The organism is Corallococcus sp. EGB (assembly GCF_019968905.1).
Classification (GTDB): domain Bacteria; phylum Myxococcota; class Myxococcia; order Myxococcales; family Myxococcaceae; genus Corallococcus.
In genome coordinates this window covers 5,735,211-5,750,030 of the sequence record NZ_CP079946.1, presented here as the reverse complement: position 1 = coordinate 5,750,030, position 14,820 = coordinate 5,735,211, and the positions used below count along the sequence as shown (strand labels likewise).

Sequence of the window (14,820 nt, the reverse complement as noted above, 5' to 3'; positions counted from 1 at the left end):
CCGCGGCGTCGTTCCCTGTCTGGGCGGGGCGGAGGCGCGCCGTGAGGATCGAGATGTTGTCGTCGGAGCAGCGGGGGCGGGTGCTGGTGCTCGCGGCGAAGGCCGCGGGTGACGCGTTGGTGGAGCGGCTCACGGCGAGTGGCTACCAGTGCGCCTCCACGGAGCGGGAGACCGGGTTGGCGGAGATGGTGGATCAGCTCCAGCCGGAGGTGGTGCTCCTGGCCGTGACGGCCAAGCGGGCCGCGGAGCTGCTGGAGACGGTGCGCAAGACGGACAAGCTCCAGCGCCTGCCGGTGCTGGTGGATCAGGGCCGCGCGCGCTCGGCGGAGGCCTTCAAGCGGCTGGCGGTGGACGACTTCGTGCGCGGCGCGGACGAACTGGTGCCCCGGCTGGAGTCCGCCCTGCGCGCCTGGCGCCTGAAGGAGCGCGAGGAGCGCATCCGCATGCGCATGGGGATGCTGCTCGAAATCACCCAGGCGGCCACCAGCTCCCTGGAGCTGGAGGAGATCCTCCGCATCGCGGTGGAGAAGGTCGGCCAGGTGACGGGCACGGACCGCTGCTCCGTGGTGCTGGTGGAGGGCAGCCACGCGCGCACGGCCACGGTCGTCGCGACGCAGGAGGACCCCAGCCTCGTCCAGCTGGACATCGAGGTGGCGCGCTATCCGGAGCTGCGCCGCGCGCTGGAGACGCGGCAGCCCGTGCTGATTGAAGAGGCGCAGCGCGACCCGCTGATGGCGGAGGTGCGCACCTCGCTGTTGCCGGAAGGCGTGAAGTCCATCCTGGTGCAGCCGCTCATCTGCCAGGACGACCTGTTGGGCGCGCTCTTCCTGCGCGTGTCCAAGGGCGAGGCGTCCATCGGGCGCGACGAGCAGGAGTTCGCGGAAGCCGTGGCGGGCGTGCTCGCCAACTCCATCCGCAACGCGCGCCTGCACACGGCGGTGAAGAAGAAGCGCGAGGACCTGGAGCTGGCGTACGTGGAGCGCTACCGCGAGCTCAACGACGCGAACCGCCGCCTGAAGGAGCTCAACCGCCTCAAGGACGAGATCATCGCGGTGTGCAGCCACGACCTGCGCGCGCCGCTCCAGGTGCTCCTGGGGCACGGCCGGCTCCTGCTGGAGGGGCCGCTGGAGGCGCAGCAGAAGCAGTCCGCGGAGGCGATGATCCGCCAGGGCCGGAAGATCCTCACCCTGGTCGAGTCCCTGCTGGAGAAGGGCAAGGGCGAGGCGGCGCGCCTGTCCATCGAGCCGCGCGTGCTGGACGTGGCGCAGCTGTGCCGCGACGCCGTGGCGGAGCTCGAAATCCTCGCGGCGGAGAAGGCCGTGTCGCTGCGCTCCGAGTGCCCCGACAGCCTGATGCTCATTGGCGACGAGGTGAAGCTGCACGAGGTGCTGCAGAACCTCATCAGCAACGCCATCCAGCACGCCAGGGACCCGGGCGTGGTGGTGGTGCGCACGCAGCGGCTGTCGCGGCCGGACGGCGACGCGGTGCGGGTGATGGTGAGCGACAACGGCGTGGGCATCCCCCCGGACGAGCTGCACCTCGTCTTCGACCGCTACCGCCACGGGCCCAAGGGCACGGGGCTGGGGCTGGCCATCTGCAAGGAGTTCGTGGAGCTGCACGGCGGTGAAATCTGGGCGGAGAGCCCGACCGATGGCGGCTGCACCTTCGTCTTCACGCTGCCGCTGGCGCAGGAGGCCGCGCGCAACCCCCGGCCGCAGCCCGCTCCCGGCGCCGCCCCCGAGCAGCCGCGCGTGCTGGTGGTGGAGGACGAGCCGGAGATCGCCGCGGTGCTGTCGGAGGTGCTGCGCTCGAAGTACCGCGTGGAGGTGGCGCGCGACGGCGCGGAGGGCCTGGCGAAGGCGCGCGCGTCCCGGCCGGACCTGGTGGTGATGGACGTGTTCCTGCCCAAGCTGGACGGCCTGGACGCGGCCATGGCGCTCAAGTCCTCGTCGGACACGGCGCACATCCCCGTCATCCTCCTGTCCGCCCACCAGGGCGTGGCCGACAAGGTCCGCGCGCTCAACCTGGGCGCGGTGGACTACATGGCCAAGCCCTTCAACGCGGTGGAGCTGCTCAACCGCACCGAGCGCGCGCTCAAGCTGCGCCAGGGGGAGAAGGACCAGCAGGACAAGACGAACTCGCTCCAGCGGCGCACCGGCAGCGACCCGGTGACGGGCCTGCTCGACCGCCGCGGCCTGCTCCTGCGCCTGGAGCAGGAGGTGGCCCGCAGCCGGCGCTACCACCGCGCCCTCACGCTGGCGGTGCTCCGTCCGGACCGCGAGCTGGACGCCATGCCGCCCAACATGGCGGAGGTGATGCGCAAGCGCGTGCGCCACCCGGACTCCATCGCCCACCTGGGGCTGGGCGTCTTCGCGGTGGTGCTGCCCGAGTGCAACGCGGACGCGGCGCGCACGGTCATCAACCGCCTGATGCCGGACGTGGAGAAGGTGACGTCCATCGAGTATCGGGCCGCCATGGCGGACGTCAGCCAGGACAGCGATCCGGTGGAGAAGCTGCTGGAGAAGCTGGGCGCGCCCCCTCCGGAGGTCCACTAGCCTCCCGTGCGTCCGCTCCCGCTCCTCAGCCGTGCCGCCGTGTTGTGCCTGGCGCTGGCCGCCGGAGGCGCGGGGGCCGCGCCCGCGAGGAAGGCCCCGCGCGTCGACCGTGAGGCGATGCGCGAGGCCATGGACTCCAGCGACCGCGACGACGAGCCGTCCGCGTCGTCCGCCAGCTACGCGCACTACCTCCAGGCGCGGCTGATGCACCAGGAGGGCAACCACCGGGGCGCGGTGGACGAGCTGCGGCTGGCGCTCGCCACCGACGACGGCAACCCGACCCTCCTCACCCAGCTGGGCGAGGAGTACGCGCGCCTGGGCGACCTGGAGCGCGCCGAGCGCGAGCTGCGCCGGGCCGTGGAGCGGGCCCCCACGCACTACGCCGCCCACGTGCTCCTGGGACGCGTGCTCCTGGAGTCCGGCCGCACGGCGCGCGCGAAGCAGCACCTGCGCCGCGCGGTGGCCCTGCGCCCCCGCGAGCCGGAGGCGTACCTCGTCCTGTCCCAGCTGTACCTGGACGCGAAGGACCCCAACGAGGCGGTGAAGGTCGTGGAGGCGCTGGCCCACGCGGTGCCGGGGGAGGCGTCCGGCTACCGGCGGCTGGGGCTGGTCCTCGCCGAGCGCGGCGACGCGGCCCGCGCCGAGCGCCTGCTGGTGAAGGCCACCGAGCGCGACCCGGGCGACGTGGAGGTGTGGTCCACGCTGGCCCGGCTCTACGAGGACTCCGGCCGCCCCAAGGACGCGGAGGACGCGCTGGCCCGCGCGCTGGAGGCGGATCCGGACAGCCGCGAGGTGCTGCTGTCCGCGGGTCGCGCCGCGCTGAAGGGCGGGTCGGTGACGCGGGCGCGGGCGTACTTCGACCGGCTGCTGTCGCTCTCCGCGTCGCCGGAGCTGGCCGTGCGGGTGGCCTTCAGCTACCTGGCCTCCGGCGCGCCCGACGCCGCGAAGCAGGTGCTGGACGCCGCGCGCAAGGACGCGCCGGACGAGCCCCGGCTGGCGTACTACGCGGGCCTCGTCGCGGAGCGCACGCGCCAGTTCTCCGTCGCCGCCCGGGACTTCGCGGGCGTGCCCTCGGACTCGGAGGTGTTCCAGGACGCACGCCTCCGCCAGGCCCGCTGCCTGTCGCTGGCCGGAGACCATCCGCGCGCGCTGGCGCTCTACGGCGCCGCCATGGCGGAGGCGCCCGACGACGTGGAGGTGCGCGTCGCCTATGCCCGGGCGCTGGAGCGGAGCGGGGACGCGGCGAAGGCCGAAGCGATGCTTCGCCAGGCGTTGACGGGGGAGGGTGGGGTGCTGGCGTACGACGCGCTGGGCTCCCTGCTGGAGCGCCAGGGCCGGCCGCAGGACGCGCTCGCGCTGCTGCGGGACGCCGTCGCCGGGGCGCCGAGGAACCAGGACCTGCAGTTCGCCCTGGGAGTCCTCCTGGAGCGCCAGGGCGACGTGGCCGGGGCGCTCTCGCGCATGCGGGCGGTGCTCGTGCTGAAGCCGGACCACGCCGCGGCGATGAACTTCATGGGTTACGTGATGGCGCAGCGGGGCCGGGACCTGGACGAGGCGGAGCGGCTGGTGCGCCGCGCGCTGGCGCTCCGGCCCGACAGCGCGGCCTACGTGGACTCGCTGGGGTGGGTGCACTACCAGCGCGGCGACGCGAAGAAGGCCGTGGAGGTCCTGGAGCGCGCGGTGGACCTGTCCCCGGACGAGCCCCCCATCCTGGAGCACCTGGGGGACGCCTACCTCAAGGCCGGCCGCGCCCCGGAGGCCGCCCGGGTCTGGAGACGCGCACTCGAGGTGCTGACCCTGGAGCCGGAGGCCGCCGAGCCCGCGGACCAGCACACCTCCCTGGAGCGCAAGTTGAAGGCGCTACCCTCGACCGCGCCGGGCCGCTAAGGTCCAGGCCTCATGGCCCGCCACGACGAAGGCTTCTTCAGCGGCAAGGACAACACCCGGCTGTTCTGGACGTTGGACCTGCCGGACTCAGCCCCCCGCGCGCACGTCGCCATCGTCCACGGCTACGGCGACCACATCGGCCGCTACCGGCCCGTCATCGACGCGCTGGTGCAGGACGGCTTCGCGGTGCACGGCTTCGACTACCGCGGCCACGGCCGCGCGGACGGACGGCGCGCCTATGCCCGCAAGTGGACCGAGTTCCTCGACGACCTGGACGCCTTCTGGCAGCGCGTGCGCAAGGCCGCGGGCACGGAGAAGATCTTCCTGCTCGCCCACAGCCACGGCGGCCTGATGGCCGCGCACGCCCTGGCCGGGCGGCTGGAGGGTCTCTCCGGCGCCATCCTCTCCGCGCCCTACCTCAAGCTGGCCATCACCCCGCCGGCCGCGAAGGTGCTCGCCGCGCGCATGGTGGGCTCCGTGGTGCCCTGGATGAAGGTCCCCTCCGGACTGGCCCCGGAGATGCTCAGCACCGACCCGGACATCCAGAAGGCGGTCGGGGCGGACCCGTTGTACGTGCCCTTCGCCACGCCCCGCTGGTTCGTGGAGTCCACGGCCGCCCAGGCGCAGACGCTCTCCCTGGCGCCGAAGATTCAAGTGCCGCTGTTCGTCTTGTGCGGCCAGGAGGACGGGGTGGCGCTGCCGGCCGCGGCCCGGGCCTTCTTCGAGGCGGCGGGGACGGCGGACAAGAAGTTCAAGGAGTACCCCGGCATGCGGCACGAGCCGCTCAACGAGCGGGACCGCGCGACGGTGTTCCAGGACATCTCCGGCTGGATCTCCGCGCATCTCTGACATAATCAGGTCGCCCCGCTCCCGACGGAGCAGGCGCTGGCGAGGATCACCTCATGGCACAGGGTGAAACGGGCATCATTGGCAAGGGCATCGTCATCAGGGGCAACCTCACGGGCGGAGGGGACCTGGTCATCGAGGGGCGCGTGGAGGGGCAGATCGCCCTGAAGAACCACCTCACCATCGAGGGCACCGGCAAGGTGCAGGCGGACATCCGCGCCGAGGAACTGACCATCAACGGCGAGGCGAGCGGCAACATCGACGCCTCCACGCGCGTGGCCATCAATGCCTCGGCGAAGGTGGCGGGCGACATCAAGGCCCCGCGGGTCATCATCGAGGACGGCGCCGTGTTCAACGGCTCCATCGAGATGGACGTGAAGTTGCCGGACGACATCTAGCATCCACCGGGGACCGACCCACGGCCCCCCAGGCGCACAGCTTCGAGAAGGCGGACAACACTCATGGCGAATACGATCATTGGCTCGAGCATCGTCATCGACGGGGAGATTTCCGGTGACGAGGACCTGGTCATCCAGGGCACCGTGAAGGGGAAGATCTCCCTCAAGGAGAGCCTCTACGTGGAGGGCTCGGGCGTCGTCGAGGCGGACATCGAGACGCAGAACGTGGAGATCGCCGGCCGCGTGACGGGCAACATCGCCGCCAGCGACAAGGTGGAGCTCAAGACGGACTGCCGCGTGGTGGGCGACATCAAGGCCCCGCGCATCCTCATCGCCGACGGTGCCTCCTTCAAGGGCAACGTCGACATGGACATGAAGGAGCGCTGATCCGTGGCGACCGCGAAGGAGCTTGCAGGCAACGCCGTCGACAACACCGTGGTGGGGCCCTCCATCCTCATCAGCGGTCGGCTCACGGGTGACGAGGACCTCACGGTCCGCGGGCGCGTCGAGGGTGAGCTCACCCTCAGCCGCACCCTCATCGTGGAGCCGTCCGGCGTGGTGAAGGCCAACGTGGCGGTGAAGAACGCCATCGTCAGCGGCGTGGTGGTGGGCAACATCAACGCCACCGAGAGCGTGGAGCTCACCCGCGAAGGCCGCATGGTGGGCGACATCCGCGCCCCCCGCGTCATCATCGTGGACGGCGCCAGCTTCCGCGGCCGCGTGGACATGGGCGACGTGGAACCGGGCCGCCTGCCGTCCGAGCGCCCCGCCGTGGCACGTCCCCAGGCGGTGACGCGCCCCACGGTGCGTCCGGGCGCCACCCCGCCGCGTCCTCCGACGCCGCCGGCCGCCGCGCCGCGCACCGCCCCGACGCCGCCCCCGCCGCCCGCGCGCACTCCGCCCGCGACGACGGCGCCGGCCACCGTCGTGGCGCGTCCGTCCGCCAAGCCGCTGCCGCCCCCGCCGCCGCCCTCGGCGACCGCGCCCCGGGCTCCGGAGCCTCCGCGTCCGGCGTCCACTGAGCAGGCGAGCAGTACGGGCGCGCCTGTTCCCCGCGTGATGGGCGCTGGCGCGAAGAAGAAGGTCGTGGTGAAGAAGTCCCGCTAGATGCCGCCTGCCGCGCCGTCGTTTCCGGCGGCGCGGGGGTGGAACCACCGGGGGTGCCACCATGGACGCCGAGCATAGGGCCGAGGGACAGGAAGGGATGCCGGGCACACCGGGTGAGAATGCAACGCCGCCCCCGCAGGAGGGCGTGGCGGATGCGTCCGCGCCGAAGCACGGCGAGGGCGCGGTTGGAGACGTCACGCCGGAAGGCGCCGCTCACGGTGGGGCTCGGACGGACCTGCCCGGCGAGGCCAGTCAGGGCGCCGCGAGCGGGGCCGAGGCCACCGCTGCGCCCGAAGCGCGCACGGAGGGCGATGCGTCCCCGAGCCGTTCCGGGGAAGAGCCTCCCGCGACGCCGGGCGAAGCGGCCGTCCACGGTGCGGGCGAGGCTCTCCAGGGTGGAGCAGAAGGTTCTGGCGCGGCCGGGCAGGGCGAAGGGCCCGGTCCGGACGCCGCTTCAGGCCCCGGCCGCTACGTGGAGCTGTCCTCGGGAGAGGGCGTCCAGGACACCTCCGCCACGGGCAGCGACGGAGGCGGCGAGGCGAAGGACGTGCTGGCGGAGCCGCACTCGGGCCCGGTGTCGGGCGCGGACGCCGCGCTCCTGAGCGCCGGCATCTGGGACGTGGCGAGCCGCGCGAGCCAGGAGGACGCGGGCTCCGGCGCGGAGACGGTGGCGGGGCAGGGCTCCAACGAAGGATCGGCGACCCCGGAAGGGGAGACCCACGCGGAGGCCATCGTGCCGCGCGTGATGGGACAGGTGACGGCGATGGTGCTGCCGCTGGAGCGACTGGACGAGGACACCACCTTCCGCCTGCGGGACGAGGGCGACGTGTCCGAGCTGGCCACGGACCTGGCGCGACTGGGCCAGCTGTTCCCGGTGGACGTGCGCCCGCGCGGCGAGGAGCGCTACCAGCTCATCTGCGGCTTCCGTCGCGTGGCGGCGCTGCGCTTCCTCAAGCGCGACCAGGTCCAGGTGCGTGTGCACGAGGAGCTGTCCGACGAGGACGCGCTCCTCCTGTCCCTCGCGGAGGCCATCCACGCCTCGCCGGTGGAGCACGACGTGCTGGCGGCGAAGCGCGAGTCGCTGGAGTCCGAAGGGCGGCTGACGGCGCCGGTGCGCGACATGCTGGAGAAGGCGCTCGCCACCGAGGAGACGCTGGCGCCGGAAGGGGTCGAGGAGGAGGTCGACGCGGACGAGCTGGCGGCGGACGTCGTGCAGCGCATCGGCGCCCTCAACCAGGACCTCTCGCTGCTCGCGGACGTGTTCGCCGCGCTGGATGAGTCGCGCAGGGCGGAGCTGTTGATGCAGCTGAGGTACTCGGCGCAGCTGGTGGTGTATCTGGAGGGTCTGTAGGCCATGGCGGAAACGCTCGAACGGGACCGCGCCCGGCTGCTGGAGGTGCTCACCCAGCGCTCCTTCGAGCGCCGGCGCGTGGTGCTCTCCTCCGGCAAGGAGTCGGACTTCTACATCGACTGCAAGCGCACGGCGCTGCTCGCCGAGGGGCACTACCTCATCGGCCGGCTGCTCCTGGAGGCCATCCGGCGCGACGCTCCTTCCGCGGTGGCCGCGGGTGGCCTGACGCTGGGCGCGGATCCGCTCGCGTCCGCGGTGAGCCTCACCAGCTTCCTGGAAGGGGGCGGCGAGAAGTCCCTGCACGCGTTCATCGTGCGCAAGGAGCCCAAGGGCCACGGCACCGGCCAGTGGATTGAGGGCCTGTCCGCGCTGGGCCCGGGCGCACCGGTGGCCATCGTGGAGGACGTCGTCACGACGGGCGCGTCCACGCTCAAGGCCATCGAGCGCGCGAAGCTGGAGGGCCTGACGGTGCTGGGCGCCTTCGCGCTGGTGGACCGGCTGGAGGGCGGACGCGAGGCCGTGGAGGCCGCCGGCCACCGCCTCACCACGCTGTTCACGCGCAAGGACTTCATCCCGTGAGAAGGCTGCTGGTGGCCGCGGTGCTGCTGGGCGTGCTGGGCGGCTGCCGCACCACGCCCCCCATCGTCGGGGAGCCCGCGCCCACACTGGATGATCCGAAGCAGGAGGCCGCGTACCGCTCGGTGCTGGACCGCTACTCGGACCGCAAGGAGATCTACGACGGCTTCGATACGCGCATCTTCGCGGGGGCCACGTTTCAGACGCCCGCCTTCCGCGACGCCCGCATCCACCGTCGCGCCATCTTCCAGACGCTGCCCGCCGCGAAGGTGGAGCAGCTGCTGGCGGAGGAACAGGCCGACGCGGCGAAGTTCAACGAGTTCTTCCTCGCGGTGCACGTCAACGACTACCGCTACGACGACTTCGCCCACCGCAACAGCATCTGGCGCATCGCGCTGGTGACGCCCGCGGGCGAGGTCACCCCGCTGGAGATCCGCCGCCTGGGCCGAGCGGACCTCAACGTGCGCGCCTACTACCCGTACGCCAGCCTCTTCTGGGTGGGCTACCGCGTGCGCTTCCCGAAGACATTCACCAACGGCCAGCCCGTCATCCCCGAGGGCACCGACGAGGTGATGCTCCGCGTCGCCTCGTCCCTGGGGAACGCGGAGATGAAGGTCCACGCGCGCTGACGCCCCGGGGGTGAAGCCGGCCGCGGGCCTGCTCAGGTCTGCTGGCCGTCCTTCAGCCACTTCGACGTGAGCGGCATCGTGGGCCCCGCGAGCAGGCGGTCCAGGAGCGCGTCCGGCGAGGCATTCACCGCGAAGGGCATGCCCTGCGTCTCCGGGACGAAGCCCGCCTCCACCATCCTGCTGGCCATGGCGAGCAGCGGTTGGAAGAAGCCGTCCACGTCCAGGAGGCCCATGGGCTTGCGGTGCAGGCCCAGCTGCGCCCAGGTGACGATTTCGAAGAGCTCATCCAGCGTGCCGAAGCCGCCGGGCAGGGCGACGAAGGCGTCCGCGCGCTCGGCCATCAGCGCCTTGCGCGCGTGCATGGAGTCCACCCGGTGCAGCTCCGTCAGGCGCGGGTGGGCCAGCTCCTTCGCGTCCATGAAGTGGGGCAGCACGCCCACGGCCTTGCCGCCGTTGGCGAGCACCGCGTCCGCCACCGCGCCCATCAGCCCCACGCTCGCGCCGCCGTAGACGAGCGACAGCCCCCGCTTCGCCAGCGCGGCCCCCATCTGGGTGGCGGCCTCGCGGTACCCGGCGCGGGTGCCGGAGCGCGAGCCGCAGAAGACGCAGACGTTGCGCACGGTAGGTTCAGCCATCGTCAAAGGCCTCCAAGGCGCCCGGGATGGGCGGCGACCACGGCCAGCACCGCGGCGATGAACAGCAGGACGGGGATGGCGCGCGAGTAGAACTTCGGGCCCTGGCGCAGCGCCATGCCGCACGGCAGGCCGAAGAGGAAGCCGCCCAGGTGACCGGACCAGCTCACCCCGGGCAGCAGGCTGATGACCGCCACCTGTACGAGCCAGAACATGTGCTCCCGGCGGCCCTGCCGGGTGAGGATGGGCAGCATCGCGCCGCCCCAGCCCAGGATCATTCCGGACGCGCCCACCGTCACGGTGTTGAAGTTGAAGAAGAGCGCGAAAGCGGAGCCGCCCAGCGCCGTGACGAGCGACAGCGCCAGGAACCGCCCGCTGCCGATGCCGCGCTCCAGCGACGCGCCCAGCGAGTACACGGCGAGCATGTTGAAGAGCAGGTGCATCGGGCCGCCGTGCTCGAACACCATGCCCAGCAGGCGCCAGTACTCGCCCGCCTGGACCCACGGCCCGTAGAGCGCCAGCGGCCCCACGATTCCATAGTTCAGCCCGCCGACGATGAGCGGCCGGCCCAGCGACGGGCTGATGAAGAACATCACCACCGCGACCGCGATGATGGTGAAGCTGACGTAGGGCGTGGGCTGCTTCGGCCGGGGCCGCGGCGGGCCCGGCGGCGGCCCGTCTCCATCCCCAGGGCCCGGCACGGTGCCGCGCGCGTCATCCAGCCCGGAGGGGCCGGGGAGGTCATCCAGCATGCGGCGCGGACGGGACATGGTCGCTCACAGCTCCCGTGAGAGGACGGTGTCGCGCGTGCCCTGGTGCTCGTCCGTGTGGGGGTAGTCCAGGGTGTAGTGCAGGCCGCGGCTCTCCTTGCGGCGGCTCGCGCAGTCCACGATGAGGTGCGCCACCTCCGCGATGTTGCGCAGCTCGATGACGTCGCGGGTGACCTTGAAGCGCCAGTAGTAGTCGCGGATCTCCTCGCGCAGCAGCTCCAGCCGCCGCCGCGCGCGCATCAGCCGCTTGTCCGTGCGGACGATGCCCACGTAGTTCCACATGAGCCGGCGGATCTCATCCCAGTTGTGGGTGACGACCACGCTCTCGTCGGAGTCCACCGCGCTGCCCGAGTCCCAGGCCGGCGGATCCTCCTTGGGCAGCGACAGCGACGACAGCTCCTCCGCCGCCACCCGCACCGCGCGGTGGCCGAACACCAGGCCCTCCAGCAGCGAGTTGGACGCGAGCCGGTTGGCGCCGTGCAGGCCCGTGCAGGACACCTCGCCAATGGCGTAGAGGCCCGGGATGTTGGTGCGCCCGTCCAGGTCCGTCACCACGCCGCCGCACTGGTAGTGGGCCGCGGGCACCACGGGGATGGGCTGCACCGCCATGTCGATGTTGAAGGCCTTGCAGGTGGCGTAGATGTTGGGGAAGCGCTCCGTGAGGTACGCGCGGCCCAGGTGCGTCATGTCCAGGTAGACGCAGTCGTTGCCCGTGCGCTTGAGCTCCGCGTCGATGGCGCGCGCCACCACGTCGCGCGGGGCCAGGTCGCGCATGGGGTGGTAGCGGTCCATGAACGTCTGGCCGCCCTTGAGCCGCAGCTTGCCTCCCTCGCCGCGCAGCGCCTCGCTGATGAGGAAGCTCTTGGCCTCCGGGTGGAAGAGGCACGTGGGGTGGAACTGGTAGAACTCCATGTTCGCCACGCGCGCGCCCGCGCGGTACGCCATGGCCACGCCGTCGCCCGTCGCGACGTCCGGATTGGAGGTGTAGAGGTACACCTTGCCCGCGCCGCCCGTGGCCAGCACCGTCACCTTGGAGATGAACCGCTCGATGGAGCCGTCCTCCATCAGCGCGTACACGCCCAGGCACCGGCTGGCGGACGCGGCGTGCGGACGCCGGTCCAGGATGAGGTCGATGGCGGCCGCGTTCTGGAAGAAGGTGATGTTGGGCTGCTCGTCGCACGCGGCCAAAAGCGCGCGCTGCACCTCCCGGCCGGTGATGTCGCCTGCGTGGATGATGCGCCGGGCCGAGTGGCCGCCCTCGCGCGTGAGGTCGAACTCGCCGCCGCGCTGATCGAACGCCGCGCCCAGCGCCACCAGCTCCTTGAGGCGCGCGGGCCCCTCCCGCACCGTCACCTCCACCGCGTCGCGGTGGCACAGGCCCGCGCCCGCCACGAGGGTGTCCTGGATGTGCGCGTCGAACGTGTCCGTGGGGGACAGCACGCCGGCGATGCCCCCTTGCGCGTAGGCGGTGTTGCCTTCTCCACGCTCGCGCTTGGTGAGCACGGCGACCGTGCCGTGCTGGGCCGCCTGCAGGGCGAACGACAGGCCTGCCACGCCGCCGCCCATGACCAGGAAATCAAACCGATGAGGCATGGCCGACAGCCTTAATGGCGGTAAGTGCCGGAAACAAGGCGTTTTCTTGAGGACTTTCCGGGCGTTGTCTAAGGTTTGGCCCGCCGCCATGCGTGTCCTGACCGCCCTCGCCGTCCTGCTGACCGCCGCCCTCCCGGCCCTCGCCGCGGACGGCATCTACAGCTACGTGGAGAAGGACGGCACCATCGTCTACACGAACGTGCCGCCCGGGGGCGCCCGCAAGGCGCGCAAGCTGTCCGGGACCTTCACGCCCGCGCCGGCCAAGTCCGCGCCCGTGCGGGGCCGCTCCAAGACGCCGACGGAGCTGGATCCGCACATCGCCAACGCGGCGCTGCGCTACCGCATCCCGTCCGCGCTGGTGCGCGCCATCATGCACACGGAGAGCAACTTCAACCCGAACGCGCTCAGCAACAAGGGCGCCAGCGGGCTGATGCAGCTCATGCCGGGCACCGCGTCTGACATGTACGTGAAGGACATCTTCGACTCGAAGGACAACATCGAGGGGGGCGTGCGCTACCTGCGCGTGCTGGCCAACATGTTCGACGGCGACATGGTGAAGATGGTCGCCGCGTACAACGCCGGGCCGGACGCGGTGAAGAAGTACGGAGGCCAGGTGCCGCCGTACGCCGAGACGCAGGAATACGTGCGCAAGGTCCTCCAGCTCTATTACCACTACAAGGAGCGCGAGCGGCTCGCCCAGGCCGAGGCCAGCAGCCGTGAGCCCACATCCGAGAATGACGACGCGCACGAAGGGGACGAAGGAGCCGGGCCCCGCTGACGAGGAGTTCCTCCAGCAGCTCCACCGCGGGAGCGAGCTGCTGGGCGCCGGCAAGGTCACCGAAGCAAAGGGCTTCCTGGAGCGCGCGCACCAGCTCCAGCCGCGCCACGAGAAGGCCCAGAACCTGCTGGGCCTGACGTATTTCAAGCTGGGCCTCTTCGACCGCGCCGCGGACCTGTACGAGATGCTCGTGCGGGACAACCCCGTGGACCCGACGCTGCGGGTGAACCTGGGGCTCGTCTACCTGAAGACGAACGCGCTCCAGCGCGCGGCGCGCGAGTTTGAAACGGCCACCGACCTGGCCCCGGACCACAAGAAGGCCCACAACTACCTGGGCCTGACCTTCGCCCAGATGGGCGAGTACGGCCGCGCGCGCGAGCACTTCCTCCTGTCCGGCAGCGACGCCATGGCGGAGAAGATGTCGCGCGCCATCGCGGGGGAGGGCTACAGCCGTCCACCGCCCGCCGCCGCCCCCGCGCCGGGCCGTCCCCACGGGGAGGAGACCCCGGCCGCACCGCCGCCCGCGTCGCCCCCGCCCGTGACCTCCTCCGGCGAGAGCGACTGGGGCGCCCAGTTCGGCCTGGACGAAGCGCCGCCCATCCCTCGCACCGTCTCCGCGTCGGCGCCGCCCCCGGATGACGACCTGCGCTTCGCGGAGGACGAGGGGCCGCCCGCGCCCAAGGACGACCACGCCTTCACCCGCCGCGCCGCGCCCGAGGTCCAGGAAGACGAGGACCCCAGCCTCGCCGCTGGCGCGAGCAGCCATCGGGAGGACGCGGAGCTCGCCGCCACCACGGACGCGGCCGCCTCCGGAGCCGACGTCGAGGTCACCGACGAGCTGCCTCCCACGCCGGTGTCGGAGGAGATCGAAGTCTCCGAGGAGCCGCCCGTCCTCGCGTCCGACCTGGAGTCGGAGCCCGGCGCCGCCTTCGCGGAGACCTTCGCCCCGCTGGCCATGCCCGAGGCGCCTCCCGCCGCCCGGGCCTCCGTGCCCCGGCCGGTGGCGCGCTCCGCCGTGCCGGCCTCCACGCCCGACGCGGGAGCCCACGCGACTCCACCCGTGCTCACCGAGTGGGTGCCCACGGTGGCGCTCCCGGCCCCGGCGCCGGGGCAGTCCTTCTCCCCGGGCGCGATGGGGCTGGCGCTCGCGGTGGATGGCGAACTGCTCACCCGGCTGGAGGGGCTGGTCGCCGTGCGCGGACAGGTCTCCTTCGAGCCGGAGATGAAGCGCTTCCGGGGCCGGGCCACGGACAAGCCCTTCGGCGTGGGAGACCAGGCCATGGTGCGCGCGCGGGGGCAGGGGACGCTGCACCTGGAGCCCGTGTCCGGGCGGCAGTGGGCCGCGGTGTCCCTGGACGACGAGTCCGTCTACCTGCGTGACGCGTGCGTCTTCGCCTTCGAGGAGCCGGTCGTCTTCGAGAACGGCCGCGTGCCGTCGGAGCTGGCGGAGGACCTGGACCTGGTGCACCTGCGCGGGCAGGGGCGGGTGCTGCTCAGCCTGACGGGCCCGCTGCGCTCGGTGCCGGTGTCCATGGACCAGCCGGTGACGGTGCCCCTGACGCACCTGGTGGGCTGGGTGGGCAACCTCACGCCCCGCGTCGTGCCGCTCGTGGCGTCCGCCGTCGGGGAGACAGTGAGGGGCGCGGTGGAGCTGGGCGGTGAAGGATTTGCCCTCATCGCACTCGGGGTCCGGTAGAA

14 protein-coding genes are annotated in these 14,820 nt (G+C 72.2%); 11 read left to right on the top strand and 3 right to left on the bottom strand.

The genetic code is table 11. From position 1 onward, the window contains the following. Positions 1–56 precede the first annotated feature (56 nt). From KYK13_RS23545 to KYK13_RS23505, 9 genes are all read left to right on the top strand, one after another. Positions 57–2,555 carry an ATP-binding protein gene (locus KYK13_RS23545; protein WP_223646721.1) on the top strand — a complete coding sequence of 833 codons (2,499 nt, stop codon included), beginning with the start codon at positions 57–59 and terminating at the stop codon, positions 2,553–2,555. Positions 2,556–2,561: 6 nt separating this feature from the next. Beyond that, entirely contained in the window at positions 2,562–4,442 is a 1,881-nt protein-coding gene (locus KYK13_RS23540) for a tetratricopeptide repeat protein (protein WP_223633587.1), read from the top strand. 12 nt (positions 4,443–4,454) lie between these two features. Further along, on the top strand, positions 4,455–5,291 hold the full coding sequence (locus KYK13_RS23535) for an alpha/beta hydrolase (RefSeq protein WP_223633584.1): 837 nt from the start codon (positions 4,455–4,457) through the stop codon (positions 5,289–5,291). Between the two features lie 53 nt (positions 5,292–5,344). Then, complete coding sequence (gene bacN / locus KYK13_RS23530; RefSeq protein WP_014397642.1) at positions 5,345–5,686, top strand: bactofilin BacN; 342 nt, start codon at positions 5,345–5,347, stop codon at positions 5,684–5,686. Positions 5,687–5,749: 63 nt separating this feature from the next. Next, positions 5,750–6,073, top strand: coding sequence for a polymer-forming cytoskeletal protein (locus KYK13_RS23525; RefSeq protein WP_120565586.1), 324 nt, complete (start codon positions 5,750–5,752; stop codon positions 6,071–6,073). A 3-nt stretch (positions 6,074–6,076) separates the two neighbouring features. Beyond that, the gene (locus tag KYK13_RS23520; protein WP_223633582.1) at positions 6,077–6,793 is read left to right on the top strand and encodes a polymer-forming cytoskeletal protein; all 717 of its coding nucleotides are present in this window, start codon (positions 6,077–6,079) and stop codon (positions 6,791–6,793) included. Between the two features lie 97 nt (positions 6,794–6,890). Further along, complete coding sequence (locus tag KYK13_RS23515; protein ID WP_223633580.1) at positions 6,891–8,144, top strand: ParB/RepB/Spo0J family partition protein; 1,254 nt, start codon at positions 6,891–6,893, stop codon at positions 8,142–8,144. 3 nt (positions 8,145–8,147) lie between these two features. After that, positions 8,148–8,723, top strand: a complete 576-nt coding sequence (pyrE, locus tag KYK13_RS23510; RefSeq protein ID WP_223633578.1) for an orotate phosphoribosyltransferase — start codon at positions 8,148–8,150, stop codon at positions 8,721–8,723. Next, positions 8,720–9,349, top strand: a complete 630-nt coding sequence (locus KYK13_RS23505; RefSeq protein WP_223633575.1) for a hypothetical protein — start codon at positions 8,720–8,722, stop codon at positions 9,347–9,349. Before pyrE ends, KYK13_RS23505 begins: the two co-directional genes overlap by 4 nt. 32 nt (positions 9,350–9,381) lie before the next feature. Here KYK13_RS23505 and KYK13_RS23500 read toward each other — a convergent pair whose 3' ends face one another. From KYK13_RS23500 to nadB, 3 genes are read right to left on the bottom strand one after another with little or no spacing between them, the layout of a single operon-like run. Beyond that, a complete protein-coding gene (locus tag KYK13_RS23500; RefSeq protein ID WP_223633572.1) occupies positions 9,382–9,984 on the bottom strand; it encodes a TIGR00730 family Rossman fold protein in 603 nt (200 codons plus the stop codon). 2 nt (positions 9,985–9,986) lie between these two features. Further along, positions 9,987–10,751, bottom strand: coding sequence for a rhomboid family intramembrane serine protease (locus KYK13_RS23495; protein ID WP_223633569.1), 765 nt, complete (start codon positions 10,749–10,751; stop codon positions 9,987–9,989). 6 nt (positions 10,752–10,757) lie between these two features. Further along, entirely contained in the window at positions 10,758–12,344 is a 1,587-nt protein-coding gene (nadB, locus tag KYK13_RS23490; protein WP_223633566.1) for an L-aspartate oxidase, read from the bottom strand. Positions 12,345–12,432: 88 nt separating this feature from the next. On the opposite strand from nadB, the gene KYK13_RS23485 reads away from it, so the two are divergent. Both KYK13_RS23485 and KYK13_RS23480 read left to right on the top strand, forming a co-directional pair. Continuing rightward, positions 12,433–13,122 (top strand): transglycosylase SLT domain-containing protein, encoded by a 690-nt coding sequence (locus KYK13_RS23485; protein ID WP_223633564.1) that lies wholly within the window; start codon positions 12,433–12,435, stop codon positions 13,120–13,122. Further along, on the top strand, positions 13,079–14,818 hold the full coding sequence (locus KYK13_RS23480) for a tetratricopeptide repeat protein (RefSeq protein WP_223633561.1): 1,740 nt from the start codon (positions 13,079–13,081) through the stop codon (positions 14,816–14,818). The genes KYK13_RS23485 and KYK13_RS23480 overlap by 44 nt, the downstream gene beginning before the upstream one ends. The last annotated feature ends 2 nt before the right edge of the window (positions 14,819–14,820 follow it).

Bases quoted from the DNA above. Each gene is read 5' to 3' on its own strand.
- KYK13_RS23535 (WP_223633584.1), top strand. From the start codon at position 4,455: ATGGCCCGCCACGACGAAGGCTTCTTCAGCGGCAAGGACAACACCCGG.
- bacN (WP_014397642.1), top strand. From the start codon at position 5,345: ATGGCACAGGGTGAAACGGGCATCATTGGCAAGGGCATCGTCATCAGG.
- KYK13_RS23525 (WP_120565586.1), top strand. From the start codon at position 5,750: ATGGCGAATACGATCATTGGCTCGAGCATCGTCATCGACGGGGAGATT.
- KYK13_RS23515 (WP_223633580.1), top strand. From the start codon at position 6,891: ATGCCGGGCACACCGGGTGAGAATGCAACGCCGCCCCCGCAGGAGGGC.
- pyrE (WP_223633578.1), top strand. From the start codon at position 8,148: ATGGCGGAAACGCTCGAACGGGACCGCGCCCGGCTGCTGGAGGTGCTC.
- KYK13_RS23500 (WP_223633572.1), bottom strand. From the start codon at position 9,984: ATGGCTGAACCTACCGTGCGCAACGTCTGCGTCTTCTGCGGCTCGCGC.
- KYK13_RS23495 (WP_223633569.1), bottom strand. From the start codon at position 10,751: ATGTCCCGTCCGCGCCGCATGCTGGATGACCTCCCCGGCCCCTCCGGG.
- nadB (WP_223633566.1), bottom strand. From the start codon at position 12,344: ATGCCTCATCGGTTTGATTTCCTGGTCATGGGCGGCGGCGTGGCAGGC.
- KYK13_RS23485 (WP_223633564.1), top strand. From the start codon at position 12,433: ATGCGTGTCCTGACCGCCCTCGCCGTCCTGCTGACCGCCGCCCTCCCG.
- KYK13_RS23480 (WP_223633561.1), top strand. From the start codon at position 13,079: ATGACGACGCGCACGAAGGGGACGAAGGAGCCGGGCCCCGCTGACGAG.